Origin of the sequence: Streptomyces sp. NL15-2K (assembly GCF_030551255.1) — a bacterium.
In the GTDB taxonomy this organism is placed as follows: domain Bacteria; phylum Actinomycetota; class Actinomycetes; order Streptomycetales; family Streptomycetaceae; genus Streptomyces.
Window position 1 is genome coordinate 7,527,948 of record NZ_CP130630.1, and the last position, 20,729, is coordinate 7,548,676.

General features: G+C 71.6%; 17 protein-coding genes. 14 read left to right on the top strand and 3 right to left on the bottom strand.

Features of this window, described 5'->3' with window-relative positions; genetic code table 11:
* Window position 1: 1 nt before the first annotated feature.
* The 6 genes from Q4V64_RS34080 (at window position 2) to Q4V64_RS34105 (ending at window position 4,442) form a co-directional block, all read left to right on the top strand.
* Window positions 2–433: a cupin domain-containing protein gene (locus Q4V64_RS34080; protein WP_124439393.1), complete on the top strand. Its 432-nt coding sequence runs from the start codon at window positions 2–4 to the stop codon at window positions 431–433.
* A complete protein-coding gene (locus tag Q4V64_RS34085; RefSeq protein WP_124439392.1) occupies window positions 430–2,004 on the top strand; it encodes an amidase in 1,575 nt (524 codons plus the stop codon). Before Q4V64_RS34080 ends, Q4V64_RS34085 begins: the two co-directional genes overlap by 4 nt.
* A complete protein-coding gene (locus Q4V64_RS34090; protein WP_124439391.1) occupies window positions 1,997–2,767 on the top strand; it encodes an isochorismatase family cysteine hydrolase in 771 nt (256 codons plus the stop codon). Before Q4V64_RS34085 ends, Q4V64_RS34090 begins: the two co-directional genes overlap by 8 nt.
* Complete coding sequence (locus Q4V64_RS34095; protein WP_124439390.1) at window positions 2,764–3,831, top strand: acetamidase/formamidase family protein; 1,068 nt, start codon at window positions 2,764–2,766, stop codon at window positions 3,829–3,831. Before Q4V64_RS34090 ends, Q4V64_RS34095 begins: the two co-directional genes overlap by 4 nt.
* Window positions 3,832–3,909: 78 nt before the next feature.
* Window positions 3,910–4,191, top strand: a complete 282-nt coding sequence (locus Q4V64_RS34100) for a type II toxin-antitoxin system prevent-host-death family antitoxin (protein ID WP_124439389.1) — start codon at window positions 3,910–3,912, stop codon at window positions 4,189–4,191.
* Window positions 4,188–4,442: a Txe/YoeB family addiction module toxin gene (locus tag Q4V64_RS34105; RefSeq protein ID WP_124439388.1), complete on the top strand. Its 255-nt coding sequence runs from the start codon at window positions 4,188–4,190 to the stop codon at window positions 4,440–4,442. The genes Q4V64_RS34100 and Q4V64_RS34105 overlap by 4 nt, the downstream gene beginning before the upstream one ends.
* Window positions 4,443–4,514: 72 nt before the next feature.
* Here the strand turns inward: Q4V64_RS34105 and Q4V64_RS34110 are convergent, their stop codons facing one another.
* Window positions 4,515–5,420 (bottom strand): LysR family transcriptional regulator, encoded by a 906-nt coding sequence (locus Q4V64_RS34110; protein WP_172629137.1) that lies wholly within the window; start codon window positions 5,418–5,420, stop codon window positions 4,515–4,517.
* Window positions 5,421–5,526: 106 nt separating this feature from the next.
* Here Q4V64_RS34110 and Q4V64_RS34115 point away from each other — a divergent pair, with 106 nt between their 5' ends.
* Window positions 5,527–6,357 carry an oxidoreductase gene (locus Q4V64_RS34115; RefSeq protein ID WP_124439386.1) on the top strand — a complete coding sequence of 277 codons (831 nt, stop codon included), beginning with the start codon at window positions 5,527–5,529 and terminating at the stop codon, window positions 6,355–6,357.
* 211 nt (window positions 6,358–6,568) lie between these two features.
* Here Q4V64_RS34115 and Q4V64_RS34120 read toward each other — a convergent pair whose 3' ends face one another.
* Both Q4V64_RS34120 and Q4V64_RS34125 read right to left on the bottom strand, forming a co-directional pair.
* The gene (locus tag Q4V64_RS34120; RefSeq protein ID WP_216377586.1) at window positions 6,569–8,818 is read right to left on the bottom strand and encodes a hypothetical protein; all 2,250 of its coding nucleotides are present in this window, start codon (window positions 8,816–8,818) and stop codon (window positions 6,569–6,571) included.
* 964 nt (window positions 8,819–9,782) lie between these two features.
* Window positions 9,783–10,973, bottom strand: coding sequence for a serpin family protein (locus tag Q4V64_RS34125; protein WP_124439385.1), 1,191 nt, complete (start codon window positions 10,971–10,973; stop codon window positions 9,783–9,785).
* A gap of 135 nt (window positions 10,974–11,108) precedes the next feature.
* Here Q4V64_RS34125 and Q4V64_RS34130 point away from each other — a divergent pair, with 135 nt between their 5' ends.
* The 7 genes from Q4V64_RS34130 to Q4V64_RS34160 all read left to right on the top strand — a co-directional run bounded on the left by Q4V64_RS34130 (window position 11,109) and on the right by Q4V64_RS34160 (window position 20,694).
* On the top strand, window positions 11,109–12,350 hold the full coding sequence (locus tag Q4V64_RS34130) for a DUF4190 domain-containing protein (RefSeq protein ID WP_172629136.1): 1,242 nt from the start codon (window positions 11,109–11,111) through the stop codon (window positions 12,348–12,350).
* Window positions 12,351–12,497: 147 nt separating this feature from the next.
* The gene (locus Q4V64_RS34135) at window positions 12,498–13,250 is read left to right on the top strand and encodes a GntR family transcriptional regulator (RefSeq protein ID WP_124439383.1); all 753 of its coding nucleotides are present in this window, start codon (window positions 12,498–12,500) and stop codon (window positions 13,248–13,250) included.
* A 424-nt stretch (window positions 13,251–13,674) separates the two neighbouring features.
* Entirely contained in the window at window positions 13,675–13,866 is a 192-nt protein-coding gene (locus tag Q4V64_RS34140) for an SPOR domain-containing protein (protein ID WP_124439382.1), read from the top strand.
* Window positions 13,867–14,582: 716 nt separating this feature from the next.
* Window positions 14,583–14,987 (top strand): (deoxy)nucleoside triphosphate pyrophosphohydrolase, encoded by a 405-nt coding sequence (locus tag Q4V64_RS34145; protein ID WP_124439381.1) that lies wholly within the window; start codon window positions 14,583–14,585, stop codon window positions 14,985–14,987.
* 126 nt (window positions 14,988–15,113) lie between these two features.
* Entirely contained in the window at window positions 15,114–15,548 is a 435-nt protein-coding gene (locus Q4V64_RS34150; RefSeq protein ID WP_124439380.1) for an ATP-binding protein, read from the top strand.
* A 286-nt stretch (window positions 15,549–15,834) separates the two neighbouring features.
* Window positions 15,835–18,459 carry a SpoIIE family protein phosphatase gene (locus Q4V64_RS34155; RefSeq protein ID WP_124439379.1) on the top strand — a complete coding sequence of 875 codons (2,625 nt, stop codon included), beginning with the start codon at window positions 15,835–15,837 and terminating at the stop codon, window positions 18,457–18,459.
* Between the two features lie 552 nt (window positions 18,460–19,011).
* Window positions 19,012–20,694 (top strand): immunity 49 family protein, encoded by a 1,683-nt coding sequence (locus tag Q4V64_RS34160; RefSeq protein WP_124439378.1) that lies wholly within the window; start codon window positions 19,012–19,014, stop codon window positions 20,692–20,694.
* Window positions 20,695–20,729 lie beyond the last annotated feature (35 nt).

A 20,729-nucleotide genomic window follows, 5' to 3' on the forward strand; every position in this document is an offset into this window, starting at 1 on the left:
CATGGCCAACCCCCCGCTGCACACCCCGCTGCGTGACATCACCGCCCACCACATCACCGCGGGCGACACCGTCAAGCTCGCCGTGCTCACCGGTCCCCGGGACGGCTCGCCGACCACGGTCGTCTTCGAGGTCTGGGAACCGGGCGGCGCCCAGCCCTTCAACTGGCACCCCGACTCGGTCGAGACGTTCGTCGTCCTCGCCGGCCACGGCCGTGCCGCCAGCGACGAGCACGAACGCGACCTCGCCCCCGGCGACGTCCTGGTCCTGCCCGCCGGGTCCAAGCACCGCATCGTCAACACGTCCGCCACCGAACGCCTCTACACCCTCACCGTCATGTCCCCCGACGAGGGCTTCGCCGACCTCATCGAACGCGGGCCGGGCGCGACGCTGGACGACCGGGATCTGGCCGTCCTGCGGGCGGGAACGTCGTGAACGCGGATCTCCTCGCTGCCTTCTGGGCATACGAACAAGCCCTCGCCGCCAATGATGTGCCGGGGCTGGACCACTGGTTCCTGGACGCGCCGGACACCCTGCGCGCCGACGGCGACGCCGTGCTGGTGGGCCACAGCGCCATCGCCGACTTCCGGCGCGGGCGCGGCGGGGCTCCGGCGCGGGTCGTCGAGCGGGTGCACGTGGTCCGGCCGGCGACCGGGGTCGCGGTCGTGACCGCCGAGACCCGGCGGCAGGACGGGGCACGCGGGCTGCAGACCCAGGTGTGGCAGCACACCGACGCCGGGTGGCGGATCGCCGCCGCACATGTGAGCGCCGCGTCCGCGCCGACGCCGGACGACCGCCCGGATCCGGCGGTGTGGCGTGTGGGGGGTTCTCGGGGAGACCCGCTGTCGGCATCCACCGGGCAGGGCCCGCTGGCGCATGTCCGCACCGCCGTGAAGGATCTGTACGCCGTCGCGGGACAGCGCGTCGGTGCGGGCAACCCCGCCTGGCTGGCGGAGGCCCGTACGGAAGAGGCGCACGCGGCCGCCGTACGGCGGCTGCTCGACGCGGGCGCCGAACTCACCGGCATCGCCCAGACCGACGAGCTGGCCTTCAGCCTCGCCGGGACCAACGCGCACTACGGCACCCCCGTCAACCCCGCCGCCCCCGGCCGCGTCACCGGCGGCTCCAGCAGCGGCCCGGCCGCCGCCGTGGCCCACGACTGGGCGGACCTGGGGCTGGCCACCGACACCGCCGGCTCGATCCGCGTACCGGCGTCCTACTGCGGCCTGTACGGCTGGCGGCCCACCCACGGAGCCACCCCCACCGGGGGCCTGCTGGCGCTGGCCCCCTCCTTCGACACCGCCGGACTCCTGGCCCGCGACCCCGTCCTGCTGCGTACGGCGGCCGAGGTGCTGCTGCCCGCCGACGAGGCCCCCGTGCCGGTCACCCGACTCATGGTGGACGAGGAACTGGTGTCGCTCGCCGGACCCGAGGTCCGCGCCTCCTTCGAGGCCGCCTGCCGGGCACTGACCCTGCGCACAGGGCTGCCCCTGGCGCGTACTCCCACCGGAGCCGCCGAGCACCTGGAGGAATGGTTCGCCGCCTTCCGCGCGGTCCAGGCCACTGAGGCCTGGGAGCAGCACGGCGCCTGGATCACCCGTCACCCGGGCGCGCTCGCCCCGGACGTCGCGGCGCGCTTCGAGAACGGACGCCGGGTGAGCGCGGCCGAGCGGGCGGAGGCGGAACAGATCCTGGCCGACGCGCGGAAGGCGCTGGACGTCGTACTGGTACCCGGCACTGCCCTGCTCCTGCCCGCCACGAGCGGTCCGGCCACCCTCGCCGACGCGCCGCCCGAGGAGGTCGAGGCCGTACGCGCCGCCACCCTCCGCCTGACCTGCCTCGCCTCGCTGGCCGGGCTCCCGGCGGTCGTCGCCCCGCTGCTGCGGGTGCGCTCACTGCCCGTGGGCCTGTGCGCGCTGGGCGCCCGGGGCACGGACCGGGCCCTGCTGGACTTCACGGCCTCCACCGGCTTCACCACCGAATCGAGGAGCCCCACGCATGCCTGAGGCCCACGGCCTGATCGGGCCCAACTCCCGCAATGCCTGGCGGGCCGATGGCGGGATCGTCACCCTGGCCCGTCCCCACCGCGACCCGCACCCGGTCACCGCCGAGGCGCTGCCGCGGACCGTGGTCGCCGACCTCGCCGCCACCGCGCTGATCGTCGTCGACATGCAGAACGACTTCTGCTCGCCCGACGGCTGGCTCGCCTCCATCGGCGTGGACGTGACCCCCGCCCGCGCCCCGATCCCCGTCATCGCCGGCCTGCTGCCCCCGCTGCGCGCCGCCGGCGTCCCGGTCGTCTGGCTCAACTGGGGCAACCGCCCCGACCGGGCCAACCTCCCGCCCGGCGTCCTGCACGTCTACGACCCGGACGGCACCGGCGGCGGCATCGGCGCCCCGCTGCCGGGCGGCGCGGGCCGGGTGCTGGAACACGGCAGCCCCTCGGCCGCACTCGTCGCCGGGCTGGAACCGGCGGAAGGAGACCTCCACGTCGCCAAGTACCGGATGAGCGGCTTCCAGGACACCGAGCTGGACAGCGTGCTGCGCAACCTGCGGGTCGACACCCTGCTGTTCGCCGGCGTCAACGCCGACCAGTGCGTCCTGGCCACCCTCATGGACGCCGCCAACCTCGGCTACGACGTCCTCATGCTGGAGGACGCGGTGGCCACCACCTCGCCCGCGTACTGCATGGACGCCACGCTCTACAACGTCCGCCAGTGCTTCGGGTTCACCCTCACGGCCGAGGCCCTGCGGGAGGCCCTGACGTGAAGCTCCTCCAACCCGGACTCGGCCCATTGGACGGCGACCACTACCTCCCCGCCGACCCCTCCCGGGTGCACTGGGGCCTGCTGCCCAACGCCACCGCCGAACCGGCGCTGACCGTCCGATCGGGCGAGACCGTCACCTTCGACACCACCAGTCACGAGGGCATCCTCGAAGACCAGGGCCGCGACCCGGCCGCCTTCTTCGGGGCAGCCGGCATCCCCGGGGACCGTCTGCTGCACGACGCCGTCGAACTGGCCGCCTCCGCACGCGAACACCTGCCTCACACGCACGGCCCGCATGTCGTCACCGGACCCGTGGCACTGCACGGCGCACAGCCCGGCGACGTACTGGAGGTCGAAGTCCTGACCCTGCGCCGCCGCGCCCCCTACGGGGTGATCAGCAACCGGCACGGCAAGGGCGCCCTCCCCGGCGAATACCCGCAGACACCCCTGGGCGAGCCGGCCAGCATCGTCGCGACCGTCTCGGACGACGGCCGGGGCCGGCTCCCGGTCGGCGACGGCCGCCGACTCGGCTTCCCCCTCCGCCCCTTCCTCGGCATCATGGGCGTCGCCCCGGCCACCGAATCCCCCGTCCACTCCGTCCCGCCCGGCCCGCACGGCGGGAACATCGACGTCCGCCACCTCGGCACCGGCGCCCGGCTCTTCCTCCCCGTCCAAGTCCCCGAGGCCCTCTTCTACGTCGGCGACCCGCACTTCTCCCAGGGCGACGGCGAAGTCGCCCTCACCGCCTTCGAGGCCCCACTGCGCGCCACCCTCCGCCTCACCGTCCACACAGACCCGGCCACCCGCTCCCTGGCCGCCCGCCTGCGCGCACCCTTCGCCGAAACCCCGTCCGAGCACATCGTGCTGGGCCTCGACCAGGACCTCGACGAGGCCCTGCGCAACGCCGTACGCGACGCACTCACCCTCCTCACGGACCGCTTCGCGATCCCCGGCCCTGTCGGCCTCGCCTACCTCAGCGCGGCCGCCGACTTCCACGTCTCCCAGGTGGTCGACATCGTCAAGGGCGTCCACGGCCGCATATCGAAGGCAGACCTGACGTGCTGAACTGTGCTGACTGGGACCTCATGGACGGCCGCTGCGAGTGGTACATTATTCGGTACCACTCGATGAGGGAGCCAGTCCATGTCCATAACTGCGAGCGAAGCCCGCAAGGCTCTCTTTCCGCTGATCAAGAAGGTCAACGACGATCACGAGGCCATCGAGATCGTTTCCAAGCATGGCAACGCCGTGCTCGTCTCAGCAGAGGACTACGCGGCGCTGCGCGAGGGCTCGTACCTGCTGCGCTCGCCTGCGAACGCACGGCGACTGCTCAAGGCGTACGAGAATGCCCTGGGCAACGTGAACGTATCGGAGCGTGAGCTGATCGATCCGGATGCGGTGGGTCCTGCAGCGGGTGCCGAGTGAGGCTTGTCTTCGAGGATCAAGGCTGGGAGGACTACACGTCCTGGCTCAAGAACGACCGCAAGATTCTCGCTCGGATCAACAAGCTCATCGAGGACGTCAAGGGTGATCCCTTCACGGGAATAGGCAAGCCCGAGCCGCTGAAGTACCACTTGCCCGGGGCGTGGTCGAGGCGGATCGACGACGAGCACCGCCTTGTCTACTTGGTCACGGACAAGGAGATCGTGATCCTCGCAGCTCGCTATCACTACTAGTACCCGGCGGCTTTGACCCGTGGGCACCCTGCCGACGCCGCAGGTTCGACATTCCGGTTCGAGGCGCCGCCCTCACCCCGCACCCACCACCCCCCGGCACGCCTCCGCATACGCCCGCACCAGAGGCCGGCGTCCGTCCTCCCGGCGCCAGGCCAGGACGTAGCGGCTGGGGCTGACGCCGTGTACCGGGCGGGTGATCACGCCGCCCAGGGTGAGGAGCGGGACGTTGCCCGTGGCCACCAGGCAGATGCCGAGGCCGGCGACCAGGGCCTCGTACGTCTCCTCCGTGCTCGCGATCTCGGCGCCGATCCGGGCGGGGCGGCCGTCGCGGGCGTCCAGGGCGAGCCAGTAGTCGCGCAGCGGGCCGGTGCTCTCGGGCAGCGCGAGGAACGGCTCGTCGAGCAGGTCCGCGAAGTCGATCTCGGCGCGGGCGGCGAGGGGGTGCGTCTCGGGGAGGGCGACCTGGAGCGGCTCCTCGGCGATCACCGTCCAGGCGTAACGGTCCTGGTCGGGCAGCGGCAGCCAGACGAAGGCGACGTCCGCGTCGCCGTCGGCGAGGCCCGCGGACGGGTCCTCCCAGTTCACCTGCCGCAGCCGGACGACGGTCTCCGGATGCGCGGCCGTGAAGCGGGAGCGGATGGCGGGCAGGAGGCCGCCGCGGCCCGGGCTGGTGCTCATCCCGACGACCAGGGTGTTGCGCTGCGCCGTCCGGGCCGCCTCCACCGCGCCCGCCCCCTCCGCCCAGGCGGCCAGCACGCGCCGGGCGTGCGGCAGCAGCGCCGTACCGGCGCCGGTGAGCGCCACACCGTGCGGCTCGCGGGCGAACAGCTCGACGCCCAACTGCCGTTCCAGGGCCCGGATCTGCTTGCTGAGCGCGGGCTGCGACACGTACAACCGCTCGGCCGCGCGCGTGAAGTGCAGCTCCTCGGCCACCGTCACGAAGTAGCGCAGGTCCCGCACATGAACGTCCATGGTCATAACCATCGGTTATCACCCCGGGTCTTGGACGGGCAACCGCACCGGGCAGCAGGCTGGTTCACGAACGAGCGAGGACGATGTGCCGACGATGTGACGAGGAGCTGTCATGAACAAGGTCTGGCTGATCACGGGCGCCAGCAGCGGTTTCGGGCGGGCGATCGCCGAGGCGGCCCTGGCCGACGGTGACGTGGTGGTGGGCGTGGCCCGGCGACCCGAGGCGCTGGACGACCTCGTGGCCGCCCACCCCGACCAGGTGGAGGCGCTGCGTCTGGATGTCGCCGACACGGGGGCCGCCGAGGCCGCCGTACGGGATGTGGTGGCGCGGCACGGGCGGATCGACGTGCTGGTCAACAACGCGGGCCGCACGCACGTCGGCGCCTTCGAGGAGACCTCCGAGGACGAGTTGCGGGCGCTGTTCGACGTCCACGTCTTCGGGCCGGCCGCCCTCACCCGGGCCGTGCTGCCGTACATGCGGGAGCGGCGCTCGGGCGCGATCGTGCAGATGAGCAGCGTGGGCGGGCAGGGCTCCTTCGCGGGCTTCTCGGCGTACAGCGGGACGAAGTTCGCCCTGGAGGGCATGTCCGAGGCGCTCGCGGACGAGGTCCAGGAGTTCGGCATCAAGGTGCTGATCGTCGAACCGGGGGCGTTCCGCACCGCGCTCTTCGACACCAGCAGGGCGGGCGTCAGCGCGGACAGCGGGGTGTACGCCAAGGTGAGCGACACCCGCGGGTTCGTGGCCGGCGGGGACGGCAGCCAGCCCGGCGACCCGGCGAAGGCGGCGGCCGTCATCCTGGCCGCGTTGAACGCCGAGCGGACGCCGCTGAGGCTCCCGCTCGGCGAGGACAGCGTCACCACGATCCTCGGCCACCTCGACCAGGTCCGCGAGGAGGTACTGGCCTGGGAGAAGCAGACCCGCGCCACGGCGTTCGACGACTGAGCGACCGACTGGCCGACACCTCGCCGAGGAGTCGTGAGGGCCCTGCTGTGACCTCGATCGCAAGGTGGCCGGCGGTGTGTCCGCAGATGAGAGCGCCTGGGCGTCGAACTTGTGGGCAGGGCGTCGACAGGTGGGGTCCGTCGCACTGGGAGGGGCGAAATATCCAGCCGGGGTGACAAGCGATGGGCGAGCGATGGCCGGTGCTTGGCCTTCAGGAGGTGAGTGTGGCGAAGAGGTCCGGGATCAATGCCGCGTTGGGGTGGCTCAACGGCAGGGTCAGCACCGGTTTTTCGGCGCTCGCCTGATAGACGCAGATCATGCCGTTGTGCAATTGCGGAGCGCTGAGCGACTCCCAGGGCAGGGCGAGCCGTGGCTTCTTACACGCGATGCCTGCCTGGTTCACCTTGACGCTGCCGCCGATCGTGACGGTCTCACCCCGGCGAACCTGGGCGACCAGTTCGGCGAGCAACCGGGGCTCCAGGTACTGCCTGGCCAGGTTCACCAGGAACGCCCACTCCTCCGGCTGCTCGGCTCGGCGGCCCCCCTTCGAGAAGAGCACGGAGACTTTCTGCCCGCCGTAGTACGGGTACCGCCCCACCTGGAATTCCCACTTGTTGTTGTAGAACGTGGGGAACATGAAGCGCTTTTCGGCGATCTGGGTCGCCGAATAGCTGACCCACTCCACCTCGTCGAGCGCAATCGATTTCCTGCCGTACGTGATCACCTGCGGGTCGGCGTGAAGATGTGTCCAGCCGACCGTGGTGTCGAGGACCGGGACTCCGCGAGTTCGCGCCGGCCCCGCGGGCGGCATCGGGCTTTGCGGAGGTACGGATGCGGGGGGCGCGTTCCGGGGGTCGGGGGGCACCACGTCAGGTTGCGCCGTCGGCGCCTGTCGCGTGGGGGAACTCGCGGGCCGGTCCTGCGGGGGGCCGGACGGCGGTGTCGACGCGCCGGCGGCGTGCGGTGCCGTGCGGGACGCGGGACCGGGCTCGCCGGCCTCTGCGGCGTACGCGGAGAGCCATGCCGGTGTGTGGGCGCGCGGGTAGGCGGCCAGGTCGTTGCGGTAGTGCTCCGGGCCCAGCAGATCTTCGTCGGGGAAGGGCTGATCGCCGTAGTCGTAGTCCGTGGTCATCCGGGCGCCCATGCCGGCGCTGTCGCTGACAGTGAGCACCAGGCGCCACCACGGCCCGGCCGGCATGCGCGCGGCAAGGTGCCGCTGCCGGCGGACCAGCACGGCTATCTGCTCGGGCACCCGAGCCTCGGTGCTCCGCTTCCCGGCCCAGAACCGCAGCTGGGCGACCTCGCCGGAGACCGTGAAGGAGAAGATGGCGGTGAAGCGGTCCCACCCCCGGGGGCCGAGCAGCGCCAGTTGCTGCGCGATCGGGCCGACCAGCCGGGATGCCCTGGCCGCGATCACCTCCTCGGAGGGATCGTCGACGGTGAACGAACTGATGCCCGCGGAGCCTTCCGACTCGGAGTCGAGCCGCGTGACCTCGTCCCAGAGGTCGGCCATGAACCGTTCCTCGGCGGGCGTGCGGCGCACGTACGCCTCCTCGGCGGTGAACATCTCCTCCGCCTGCCGCGGCGGAATCGAGCTGGATATTTCCTTGAGCCGCCCGGCGTCGCTGATGAGGAACACCGACCGGCCCACAGGCATGTCCAGGAATGCCATCGGGTCGCTGTCGTCGACGTCCACCGGCGCGTAGACGCTCCAGCCCCCGTCAAAGCGATCCGCCGTCAGGCCCTGCGTGGGATAGTCCAGGCGGCGTGCCCGGATCTGTTCCACGACCAGTGAGATCGCCCGTGCTGCGGTCATCCGCCCGTCCTCGGGCGCGAGGACGGCGTCGTCGAGAGGGTGGTGGCCGGCCGGTGACCGGCCCTGGTAATGGTGCGTGAGGTCGAACCAGAGACACATCTCCTCGGCGGTGTCGACGTCGACATCGGCCGCGATCACCGACCAGGAGCCGTCGGCGTCCCGCCCGTGAAGCGTCACCACGTCGCCGTCCTGCCGGCCGGCCATGACGTAGTCCGCCTCGTGGCGATCGCCAAGTTCGGCGGCGTCGGCGGGCGTGGGAGCCGTGGAGCTGACGCGCTCCCCGAACGGTTCGCCGTCCACATCGATGGCGGTCAACACGTAACCGTCTTCAGGGGCGAAGGCGTACTCGAAGCCGGCCTGAGGGCCGCCGTCCCAGTCCGGATCCGGCCGGCACGTGGCATCGTGCTGCCTGCGCATCACCACGACGACAGCGGCGGGGGCATCGGCGACGAGGACCGACCAGGTGCCGGTGGCGTCTTTCCCATAAAGGGTGATGTCGTCGTGGCCGTGACGGACCGATACATAGTTCGTCCGGTGACTGTCGCCGAATCCGGCGACTTCGCCAAGGGCGGGCGCAGTGGAGACGACGCGTTCGGCGAGCCGTTTGCCGTCGGCGTCGGTGGCAGCCATCACGTAGCCGGTCATCAGTCCTGTTCCTATCCGTGCCGAGGACGGGGTTGCAGGGCCGCCCGCCGTACCACTCACCGACGATGTCAGCTCGCCGGGAGCCGTAGCCCAAAGCGCCGCTACATCAAGGCGAAACCTTGCCACACTCGCTGAGTTGGCCGAAATGGGTGTGGTCGCCGGCGTCGGCGAAGGCCAGGTCAGGGATGTGGGGGAGCGCACCGACGGCCGGGCCCGGTCCCGGAAGATGATCTCGGTGTTCCGGCAGAGCCGAATTGCGTGACCGCTGACACTCGGATCCGGGATGTTTCGGCGTATTCGGACGTTGGCGGGCTTGCACCGCTGGTGGATTCGGCGGTGGGGCTTACAGCGAGCCTCGGCTTCGATCACTCGTGTGCCCCGGAGCAGGGTCAACTGCTCTCGGTCCTCGCTCGCGGCTGGCGCGGTGGACGGATCGGTGAGACCGGAACGGGCTGCGGCGTCGGACTGGCGTGGATGGTCGAAGCGACCGACCCGACCACGTCCTTTGTGAGTATCGAGCTCGACCAGGGACGAGCCTCGGCGGCCGCCGAGCTCTTCGCGGACCACCCACACGTCCGCGTAGAGCAGGGCGATTGGCGGGGACTTGTCGAGCACGGCCCGTTTGACCTGCTCGTCTTGGACGGCGGGGGTAAGGGCAAAGACCCGTCGGTCGACTCGCCGCTGGATCCAGCCGCGGGATGGCCGGCGGTTGGGGGGACCGTCGTGCTTGACGACTTCATTCCCGCCGGCGCCCCGGGTGCCGCCGAACATGACGCCGCGCGACGCCACTGGCTGGAGCATCCGCTGCTGCGTGCGACTGAGATCCGCCTGTCACCAACCTTGGCGACGATCGTCGCAGTACGTGTCCGACAGCGCAGCGCCGAGCGTCCTGTTTCCACGGCTCGGCAATCGACGCCTGGACAGTGCAGTTCTGATGACGCGTCAGTGATGCGTCAGCGATACGTCAATGACGGTCCTCGTCCTCGCGGAAGGGCTTCGGGTCGGTGACCCAGCCCGCCGCGAGGACGAGGCTCGTCTCCCGGTGGACGGCGAGGAAGCCGAAGGGGCGGTCGAAGGTGGCGCGGGCCGCGGTCGTCTCGTACTCCGGCTCCGGCCGGCTGTCCCAGCCCATCCACACGATGTCCATCGCGGTCACCGCCGCCGCCCGGAAGCCCTCCGCGCCGAAGGTGGCCGTCGCCGACTGCCGCCCGGCGGCGAGGCCGAGCGGAGCCGTGCCGATGCCCGGGAAATGACCGGGGGTGCCGTCGGCCGCCGTGCGGAGCCCGAACAGCTCCGGACGTTCCAGCAGGTCGTGGTCGGCGTCCAGCGTGAACTCCACGGTGTCGAGCGTCAGGCTCGGCGGCTCGGGCCGGACGGTGCGGACCCTGTCCACCCGCAGGCCGGGGCCGGCGTCCCCGAGCGGCAGCCGGCTGCCGGGAACGGCCTCGTACACGCCGTGCAGGACGTCGACTCCGGAGCCGAGCACCTCCCCGGGCCCCATCCCCTCCGCCCCCAGCACCAGGTGTACGTCGACTCCGTCCGTGCCCCGCACCCTCGCCCCGGTGACCGCGCCCGCGGCGGTCCGGGCCACCGTCACCGCGTCCAGATCCGGGGTCGTACGGGTGAGGCCCGCGTGGTCGCGCCCCCGCCACGGAACGAGGTCGCCCTTGAACGGCACCTCCCAGTCCGTCCGCAACGCCAGCGCCGTGGCCAGCACCAGCACCGACTCCGGCCGCAGCGTCACCGGCATGCGCTCGACCAACCCGCCCGTACGCCGGGCCGCCCACGCGTCCAGGGCCCGCTGGTCGGCGTCGAGGTCACCGGTGAGCACCCCGTGCGCCTCGGCCGGCAGTCCGGCCGCCCACTCCTTCCGCAGCTCCACGGTCCGCCCGGTCCACAGCCCCAGGGCGCAGTCCAGACCCGCCACGGACTCCGTCACCGCCAGCAACTCCCGCGCGGCGGTGGCCGCTCGGTCCGCCGGCACCCCGATCGCCTCCGCCAGCTCCGCCCGCGCCGCGCCCGTCGCCCCGTCCGCGAGGAAGGCGAGCAACGGCCAGACCCCGGCCGCCGAGAACACCGTGCCGCCGGAGGATTCCCCGGCCCACCGCGCGGTCAACCCGTTCACTGCCCGGATCGTCGCATTTCCGACCGGCATTCCGCCCCCATCAGCGCCGCGCTTACCATGCGCTCTGTCGTACATCAGTTCCACACTGTCATCGTCACTGTTATTGGCACCATCAGCGACACCACCGACATGGCTCCGCCGCCCGAACCAGGAAGCACGGTACTTGTGTCCACACCCCCGCCCCCTGGGCCCTACCAGCCCCAGGAACCCCAAGGGCCGTACCCGCAGGGCCAGTACCCCCAGGGCCAGTACCCCCAGGGCCAGTACCCGCCGTCTCCGCCCGCCGCGCAGGGGCCGTACAACCCCTACGGTCCCTACGGCCCGCCGCCCTACCAGGGCTGGGGCCAGGGCTACCTGCCGTACAACCAGCCCGCGCCGGTCAACGGGCTCGCCATCGCCTCTCTCGTCCTCGGGATCCTCTGCTGCCTGCCGGCCGTGGGGCTCGTGCTCGGGCTGATCGCGCTCGGTCAGATCAGGAAGAAGGGCGAGCGCGGCCGGGGCATGGCCATCGCCGGTTCCGTGCTGTCGTCCCTGGGGCTGGCCCTGTGGGTGCTGGTGCTCGCCACGAGCGGTGCGTCGGACTTCTGGGACGGGTTCAAGGACGGGGTGAGCAGCAGCGGTTCGCCGAAGAAGGGCGAGTGCTTCGACTCGCCCACGGGCCTGGAGGGTTCGTTCTACGACCTCGACGAGGTGCCCTGCGCCGGTGAGCACGACGGTGAGGTGTTCGCCGTGGTCAGGCTGCCGGGCGGCGTCTTCCCGGGCGACGGCGAGGTCACGCGGATCGCCCAGGACAAGTGCTACGAGCTCCGGACCTCCTACGCCATGGACGCCTGGGCCGTGCCGGAGCACGTCGACGTGTACTACATCGTCCCGTCGGCCGACAGCTGGCGCACCGGCGACCGGGAGATCACCTGCGTCTACGGCAACACGGACGCGAACGCCGGCCTGAGCGGGGGCTCGCTGCGCAACGACGCGACGACGCTCGACGCGGACCAGCTCGCCTACCTGAAGGCGGCCAACCTCCAGGAGGCGGCGCTGGACACGGCGCCCGGGGACACCCCCGAGGACGACCTGGACGCCAACCGGCTGTGGGCCGGGCGGGTGTCGTCCGCGCTCGCCAAGGAGGCCGGGATGCTGAGCGCCCACCAGTGGCCCGCCGACGCGAGGAAGCCGCTCGCGGCCGTCCTCAAGGAGGTGCGGGACCTCGAGGGGCCGTGGGGGAAGGCGGCCGAGGCCACCGACGTGGACGCCTTCTACCTGGCCTACGGCGAGGCGCTGGAGCTGGAGGACCGCGACCGGACCGTCACCGCCCGCAAGGCCCTGGGGCTCGCCACGACCCCGCCGTCGTCCGAGGAGGACGGCAGCGGTGGGGACACCGGCGGCGGAGGTGGCGATCTTGAGGTGTGAGGGCGGCTATAGCGGGGAGAAAGTGCCTGCGTAAAGCCCCTCACGGGCACAAGTCATCACATCGAGTGATTCTCTGGCCTTTGCTTGCATCGCACAACCCACGGTTGCCACGCTGTAGCTGTCTGTGCAACCTGATGGGAGCAGCCAGTGACATTCGGTGAGCAGCCGGCGTACCTGCGTGTCGCGGGTGATCTCCGCAAGAAGATCGTCGACGGTTCGCTGCCACCGCACACCCGCCTCCCGTCCCAGGCCAGGATCCGCGAGGAGTACGGCGTCTCGGACACGGTCGCCCTCGAGGCGCGCAAGGTACTGATGGCCGAGGGGCTGGTCGAGGGTCGCTCCGGCTCCGGGACGTATGTGCGCGAGCGGCCCGAGCCGCGCCGTATCGCCCGCTCCGGCTACCGTCCGGCCGGCGGTGCCACCCCCTTCAGGCAGGAGCAGGCCGAAGGTGAGGGGCGCGGCACCTGGGAGTCCAGCAGCGAGCAGGCCGAGGCGAGCGCCGCGGTCGCCGAGCGGCTCGCCATCCGGCCCGGCGACCGTGTGATGTGCACGAAGTACGTCTTCCGGGACGCCGGCGAGGCGATGATGCTCTCCACCTCCTGGGAGCCCCTCGCCGTCACCGGCCGTACGCCCGTGATGCTGCCCGAGGAGGGCCCGCTCGGCGGCATGGGTGTCGTCGAGCGCATGGCCGCCATCGACGTCATCGTGGACAACGTCACCGAGGAGGTCGGCGCCCGCCCCGGCCTCGCCGAGGAGTTCCTCACCCTGGGCGGTGTCCCCGGCCATGTCGTCCTGGTCGTCCAGCGCACGTACTACGCCTCGGGCCGCCCGGTGGAGACGGCCGACGTGGTGATCCCGGCCGACCGGTACCGGGTCGCGTATCACCTGCCCGTGAAGTAAGGCCTGTGACGCGTGACGTGACGCCTTGTGCGCTGTGACGTAACGCCTCGTGGTCGTGAAGTGCCGCACTCCGTACGTGAGGTGGCACACACTCCCTCTGAAGCGGCGCACGCCCTTCTGGCAGTTGCCCCCGGCGAAAGCCCAACCGGCGTCCGTCCGCACGGCGTTGGAATCCGGCCGTTTTCGCAGGTCGGCGCAGACGTGCGGACCATTCCGCTGACCGGATGCATCGACGTGCGCCGGGGGCGCGTTCGATGATGTGCGCCCCATGGTGTGCCGGTCTGGCTTGGCTGGTTGCGTACCTCTTTGTGAAAAGCCGTGTTCGCTGAGTAAAGGTTGGGCGTAGGCTCGGGCATATGCGGATCGGGGTTTCGTTAGCGGGCGGGGCACGGCGCAGGCCGTGGGCGGGAAGTGGAGGGGCGCGATGAACGACGGCACGATCACTCTTCCCTGGCTCGTCATACGGCAGGACGACAGCGGCAATCGCTACCGCGTGGGCCGGTACGCGACCCGGGCGGAGGCCCAGAAGATCGCGGACAGCCTCGACGGTCGCGGCCACAAACAGCTCTACTGGGTGGAGCGGATCGGGCAGAACGGCGTGAGCGCGGACGGCTGACCCCACCACGCGCCGACCCGCTCCAAACTCCGGCCTTCCGGCTCCGGCCTTCCGGCTCTGGTCTTCCTGCTCCCGGCTGATGCCGGGCCTGCGACGGCGACCCGACCCGCGCATCCACCTGGTGGCCTGCGCCGGTCCTCGGGCTTCCCGGCTGATGCCGGGCCCGTGTCGGCCCTCGGGCTTGCCTGTTGATCCCGTGCGTGCCGGTCCGTGGGCTTTCCGGCTGATGCCGGGCCTGCGCCGATCCTCGGGCTTGCCCGCTGATCCCGCCCGTGCCGGTCCTCGGGTCCCGGCCGATCCGGCCCGCGACGCCCTTCCGGGCTTCCGGGCTTCCGCCCTTCCGGGCTTCCGGGCTTCCGGGCTTCCGCCCTTCCGGGCTTCCGCCCTTCCGGGCTCCCGCCCTTCCGGGCTCCCGCGCTCCCGGGCTCCCGCCCTTCCGGGCTCCCGCGCTCCCGCGCTCCCGCCCTTCCGGGCTCCCGGGCTCCCGCCCTTCCGGGCTCCCGGGCTCCCGGGCTCCCGGGCTCCCGCGCTCCCGCCCTTCCGGGCTCCCGGGCTCCCGGGCTCCCGCCCTTCCGGGCTCCCGGGCTCCCGGGCTCCCGGGCTCCCGGGCTCCCGCGCTCCCGCCCTTCCGGGCTCCCGCCCTTCCGGGCTCCCGCCCTTCCGGGCTCCCGGGCTCCCGGGCTCCCGCGCTCCCGCCCTCCCGTAGGCTCCGCCGCATGACGGAACGGATCGTGGTCGTGGGGGCCGCCCTGCTCGACGGTGGCCGCCTGCTCGCCGCGCGCCGCAGTGCGCCCCCGGAGTTGGCGGGGCGCTGGGAGCTCCCCGGCGGCAAGGTCGAGTCGGGCGAGACGCCCGAAGCGGCGCTCGTGCGTGAGCTGCGCGAGGAACTCGGAGTCGAGGCCGAGCCCGTCGAGCGTGTCCCGGGGGAGTGGCCCCTGAAGCCGCCGTACGTCCTGAAGGTGTGGACCGCGCGGCTGCTCGCCGGCTCCGGCGAACCCAAGCCCCTCCAGGACCACGACGCACTGCGCTGGCTCGCGCCGGACGAGATCTGGAGCGTGAACTGGCTGGACCAGGACGTGCCCGCCGTGCGCGAGGTGCTGGCGCGGCTGGGGCCTGTCTGACGGAGCCGGCCGACATGTCCGCCTGTGCTGATCACTCCGTACGCCGTTTGCGTCACAGTGCGCCATCGAGCGCGGTACTGGCCACTCGATATCGGGTATGTGCCCATTAACCCCACGAAACCGGACATGGGGTTGATCCGGCCGGCCTGGGATGTGATCGGCGTGATCGACACCGAAGGTGACCGCGCCGAGTGGACCTTCCCGGCGGACCCGGGCGCCGTACGCACCGCCCGCGCCGTCGTCCGCGGCCGGCTGCGCGACTGGAACCTCGACAGCCTCGCCGACCTGGCGGCGTTGTTGGTCAGCGAACTGGTGACCAACTCCCTGCGGCACGCCACGGGCCCCATCGGCGTACGGCTGGTACGCCCCGCGGGCCTGAGCGGCGTCCTGCTGGTCGAGGTCTCGGACCCGCTGCCGGACCCGCCCCGCGAGCGCGTCGCCCGGCCCGACGACGAGGGCGGCCGCGGACTCCAACTGGTTGCCCATTCCTCGCGCCGCTGGGGCACCCGGCCGGGCGAGTCGGGCAAGACGGTGTGGTTCGAACTCGCGGTGCCGCCGTGAGCCAACTGCGGTACCGGGATGAAGGATCCGCCGCGAAAGGGCTGTACGTCCCCTTCCACACTGTCCAGCGATTGGTTCAGGCCAGTGGCGGTTGTGCGCCGGAGCGATTCGGCGACGTGTCCGCTGGTTAGAAGACTGTAGGTGTTGGCACGGTCCGGTCCAAAAACCATCGGGACCGTGCTGTGATCGTGAACACCGTGTTGTGCGGCGCCGTAGTGCTGGATACTGCGGGCAGCCGCCGCCGGTGACCGGTGCCGGACGCGGTGAGCTGGAGGGGACGGTTCGCGTGAGCGAGATACCAGCGAAGGCCACGGAGTCCGAGGACCCGTCGGACGGCGCGAGGGCTGGGGCCACGGGTGATGCCGTGGCGGAAGCCGCGTCGGGCGATGTGCCGCCCGCTGACGCCATGTGGCAGAGCAGTCCGCCCGGCTCCATCTACGACTACATCAAGGTCGCGTCCTTCTCGATCGGCCCCGACGGCCTGGTCGACCAGTGGAGCCTGCGCGCCGAACAGCTCTTCGGTATCGCCGCCGAGCACGCGGTCGGCATGGACCCCATCGAGGCGTTCATCGACCCCGACCTGCGCGAGCAGGGCCAGCGCAAGATGGCGGAGATCCTGGACGGCCGGGAGTGGACCGGAGTCGTCCCCTTCCGGATGCCGGACACGGCGGACGGCGAGCGCGGCCAGCAAGGCCTCGCCGAGGTCTACGTCATGCCGACGCGGACCGAGGGCGGCGAGAAGGCCGCCGTCTGCATAGTCGTCGACGTCCGCACCCTGCGCAGCATCGAGACCGACCTCGCCGCCTCGCAGTCCATTTTCGGCCAATCTCCCTTCGGCTTCCTGCTCATCGACACCGATCTGCGGGTACGACGCGCCAACAAGCAGTTCGCCAGCACCTTCGGCGGCAGCCCCGACGACCACCGCGGCCGCGGCGTCCACGACTACCTCCAGCGCCCCGAGGCCGAGCGGGTCGCCGCGACCCTGCGCCGCGTGCTGGAAACCGGCAACTCCATCACGGACATGCACATCACGGGCTTCCTGCCGGGCTCGGAGGAGCGCCGCCACTGGTCCGTCAACCTCTACCGCGTGCACAGCGGTTCCGGCCGCCCCATCGGCATCGCCTGGCTCGGACTCGACATCACCTCCCGCCGCGCCGCCGCCCGCGAGGCCGCCGCCGCCCGGCGCAACCTCGCCCTCCTGAACGAGGCCGGCGCCCGCATCGGCAACTCCCTCGACCTGGAGACCACGGCCCGCGAACTCCTCGACGTAGTCGTTCCAGGCTTCTGCGACCTGGCCACCGTCGACCTCTACCAGGGCCTCCTGGCCGGCGACGAGACCCCGCCGGGCCTGGCCGACGGCAGCGCGGAGCTACGCCGCGTCGCCTTCGCCAGCGCCGTCTCCGACGCGCCCTTCACCGGCTCCGGCAAGCCGGTCGCGGTCGGCGCGGTCCACCACTACCCCTTCAACTCGCCCTGCGCGGACGCCCTGCGCACCGCCCGCCCGCGGTACGTCCCCGCCGAGGAGGGCGGCCTCGTCCAGTCCACGCTCGCCGTGCCGATGGTCGCCCACGACACGGTCGTAGGCCTTGCGCAGTTCTCCCGTACGAAGGGCAGCGAGCCGTTCGGCGACCGGGACCGGGACCTGGCGGTGGAGTTGGCGGCGCGGGCCGCGGTCTGCATCGACAACGCCCGCCTGTACCGCCGCGAGCACGAACGAGCCCTGATACTGCAACGATCCCTGCTCCCGCCCGGCGACCCGGTGGCCTCCGGCCTCGACATCGCCTGCCGCTACCTGCCCGGCAACTCCTCCGCCGACCGGCCGAGCGAGGTCGGCGGCGACTGGTTCGACGTCATCGAACTGCCGGGCCACCGTACGGCGTTGGTGGTCGGGGACGTGATGGGCCGCGGCCTGCGGGCAGCGGTCGCGATGGGTGAACTCCGCTCCGCCGTACGAACGCTGGCGTTGCTGGACCTGGAACCGGCGGAGGTCCTCTCCGCGCTGGACGAGATCGCACGCGGCCTGGGCGCCCCCGGCGGCGTCCAGCAGGCCACCCGCGCGGCCCGCCGCCCACGCGAGGCCGACCTGTCCGAGGTGTATTTGGCGACCTGCGTGTACGCGGTCTACGACTCGGTGACGAGGCGCTGCACCTTCGCCAACGCGGGCCATCTGCCGCCGGTGCTGGTCGAGCCCGGCGAGACCGCCCTGATGCTCGACGTGCCGCCGGGCATGCCGCTCGGGGTGGGAGGCGAACCCTTCGAGGAGGTGGAGGTCGAACTCCCCGAGGGCGCTCTGCTCGCGCTCTACACGGATGGACTGGTCGAATCCCGCGACCATCCGCTGGACGAGGGCCTCCAGGCCTTCGTAGGGGCGCTGACGGACCCCGCCCGCCCCCTGGAGGACGTATGCGACCACGTCCTCAACACCCTCGACACCCACCACGGCGAGGACGACATCGCGCTGCTGATGGCACGTGTACAGGGCCTGCCCGCCGACTCGGTCGGCGACTGGACGCTGCCGCGGGAGCCGCGCAGCGTGGGCCGGGCGAGGGAGTACGCACGCGGGCAGTTGCTGTCGTGGGACCTCGAACCACTGGTCGACACAACGGAGTTGCTGGTCAGCGAGCTGGTGACGAATGCGCTGCGGTACGGGGAAGGTGAGATCAGGTTGCGGTTGCTGTTGGACCGCACCTTGGTGTGCGAGGTCTGGGACGCGGGCCTGGTCCAGCCGCGCCGCCGCCGCGCCCGCGACACGGACGAGGGAGGCCGCGGGCTGCAACTGGTCGGGCTTCTCAGCGCGGCGTGGGGGTCGCGGCGTACGCCGCGGGGGAAGACGGTGTGGTTCGAGCTGCCGTTGCCGGACGGGGGGAGCGGGATGGTGGATCCGGCGGAGGCGTTGTTGAGTTTGTTCTAGCCGGACGGCAGGGTCGTGCGCAGTGCTCCTGATGGCCTGTGGTTCCTTGGTGCGACTGGGTATCACGGGGTGGTGTTCAATGTGGTGCCATCAGGCTTTTGTAGCACTTTCCGGTGACTGTTCATCGTGAGGTGCGGGAGCGTGATGGTGCATTCGGTAGCGTGCGTGTCACTGCGAGGCCGGTGAGAGCAGCAGTCACGATTCCGGTCTCCTTGAGAATCCGCCCCGTGCCCAGGAAAGCGACGCGGGGTCCCCGCCCCGCCCGGGTCCACACCGGGCGGAAAGCGTCCGGCGGGGCGGATACCGCAGCCTCCGAATCGCCGCAGCCGGCGGCGCCGCAGGCGGCAGGTACCGCACACGATGAGCACCCGCACCGCACCCGGCGGCGACGGCCCACGGTCCCACGGCAGGCGTCCAAACCCCGCCCAGCACGACGGACCACTTCCCGGCATCCAGGAAAACCCTGGATCGTCCAGGGAACCTCAGCTCATCAGCGACGCTTGGACACAGGCCCCGGTGTCGCAACATCACGCGCCTCGTAGAGTGGCGGTGATGACATCAGACGACGCCCCCGACTCCAGCCTGCCCATGCTGACCGCCGCGCAGGCCTCACACCTGCGGGCACTCGCCGCCCCGTACTTGCAGGACGGCCACGACCATCCCCTGCACAACCTGGCACACCAGTGCCGCGACGTGCCGGAGGAGCGCTGGCCCGACCTGGTCGCCGCGCACTTCGCGAGCCTGCGGCAGGCCAGTGGGGGCGGCGAGAGCGCCGAGGAACTGCTGCGCGGCGCACACGCCCGGCTGCTCCCCACCGACTCACTCACCCCTGAACTCCTCAACGTGCTGCGTTACGCGCGTGAGGTGGCTGACGGACTCGTCTTCGCCTACGCCCTCGACGGGCCCACCAGCGTGCGGATCCTCACCGACATGGACGTGGAGCGCGCCGGGATCGAGGCCCTGGGAGACGCAGCGCGCGCGAACCTCGTGCGGGTGCCCGCCGAGCATGAGGAAGTGCCCATGGAGGGAGGGGCGATACTGCACTCCTTCTATGGCGACTCCCCGTTCGTCGCCAGCAAGGCGCTGTTCCTGGCCCAAGTGGTCCATCAGGTCACCGGCGAGTCGCTCCCGGACGCCGGTGCCCTCGTCGCCGTACCGAGCCGGCACAACCTGGTCTACCACCCGATCGCCGACGGATCCGTGGTCGACGCGATCAACAGCCTTGCCGCCTACGCGTTGGGCGCTCACGAGGACGGGCCGGGTGCGCTGTCCCCGCGGGTCTACTGGTGGCACCGCGGCAGCCTGACCTCGCTCACGGTCATCGACGACGACACCCGCAGCTTCTCCATACAGCCGCCACCGCCCCTGCTCGGTCTGATGAAGGGCCTGGTCCGCCTCGACCGCGCCGGCCGTCTCGCCACCCGCACCGCGGCCGACGCTCCGGACCTCGCCGAACTCACCCACACCACCGCCGAGTCGATAACCCGCCTCACCGAGGACCCCACCGGACTGGCCGACGCCTTCGCCTCCGCCCTCGCACTGGCCCACGCCCGCTGCGCCGCCGATCCCGACGTGGCGCACGTCGCCACCTGGGACGCGTGGGCCACCGCCCTGCAACTCGGGTGCGCGCTGTTCACCGGCGCGCAGGCGCAGGAATGCCACCTGGGCGAGGGCATCGTCACGCAGCTCCCCGCCACGCCCGCCGCACCACCTGCGGACGCCCGAGCCTGGCTCGACGCCCTCTACCTGGCGATCGTATGCCGCCAGACGGACCGGATCCGCCGCCTCTGCCAGGTACCACTCGCGACGCTGCGACAGGACGACTCCGTCGACGCGTACGTCCTGCACTGGATCGACACGCTCCAGGCCTACTTCTCCGAACGCGACTCCATGGACGGGGTCGTGGAGAAACTCCTCGCCACCATGCAGACGTCCGGCTTCGACGGCGTCACCCACGCGCCGCTCGACTTCGTGAACGGCATCGACTACCAGCCGACGGCCCTCTTCCACCGCCTCATCGCCCGCGACCACGACGCCTTCAGCAAGGCACTCGACGAAGCGGTCGCGGAGCACGGCCGCTACTGGGGCGAATCGGCGGCACCACGCGGCCGGGCAGCACTCGGACCACTCGCGATGGCGAGCCTCGCCTACGACTACGGCTTCCCTGTCGCCCCGAAGCAGCGGTATCTGCCCACGTATCTGCTCAACCGCCAGCGGATCGAGGACATCCCCTGACAGCGGGCGACGAGAGACACGGCGATAGCGTCACC

Excerpts from the sequence above, each read along its gene's own strand:
- Q4V64_RS34080 (WP_124439393.1), top strand. The coding sequence starts at position 2 with ATGGCCAACCCCCCGCTGCACACCCCGCTGCGTGACATCACCGCCCAC.
- Q4V64_RS34120 (WP_216377586.1), bottom strand. The coding sequence starts at position 8,818 with ATGACCGGCTACGTGATGGCTGCCACCGACGCCGACGGCAAACGGCTC.
- Q4V64_RS34140 (WP_124439382.1), top strand. The coding sequence starts at position 13,675 with ATGAACGACGGCACGATCACTCTTCCCTGGCTCGTCATACGGCAGGAC.
- Q4V64_RS34090 (WP_124439391.1), top strand. The coding sequence starts at position 1,997 with ATGCCTGAGGCCCACGGCCTGATCGGGCCCAACTCCCGCAATGCCTGG.
- Q4V64_RS34145 (WP_124439381.1), top strand. The coding sequence starts at position 14,583 with ATGACGGAACGGATCGTGGTCGTGGGGGCCGCCCTGCTCGACGGTGGC.
- Q4V64_RS34110 (WP_172629137.1), bottom strand. The coding sequence starts at position 5,420 with ATGACCATGGACGTTCATGTGCGGGACCTGCGCTACTTCGTGACGGTG.
- Q4V64_RS34160 (WP_124439378.1), top strand. The coding sequence starts at position 19,012 with ATGACATCAGACGACGCCCCCGACTCCAGCCTGCCCATGCTGACCGCC.
- Q4V64_RS34150 (WP_124439380.1), top strand. The coding sequence starts at position 15,114 with ATGGGGTTGATCCGGCCGGCCTGGGATGTGATCGGCGTGATCGACACC.
- Q4V64_RS34125 (WP_124439385.1), bottom strand. The coding sequence starts at position 10,973 with ATGCCGGTCGGAAATGCGACGATCCGGGCAGTGAACGGGTTGACCGCG.
- Q4V64_RS34100 (WP_124439389.1), top strand. The coding sequence starts at position 3,910 with ATGTCCATAACTGCGAGCGAAGCCCGCAAGGCTCTCTTTCCGCTGATC.
- Q4V64_RS34115 (WP_124439386.1), top strand. The coding sequence starts at position 5,527 with ATGAACAAGGTCTGGCTGATCACGGGCGCCAGCAGCGGTTTCGGGCGG.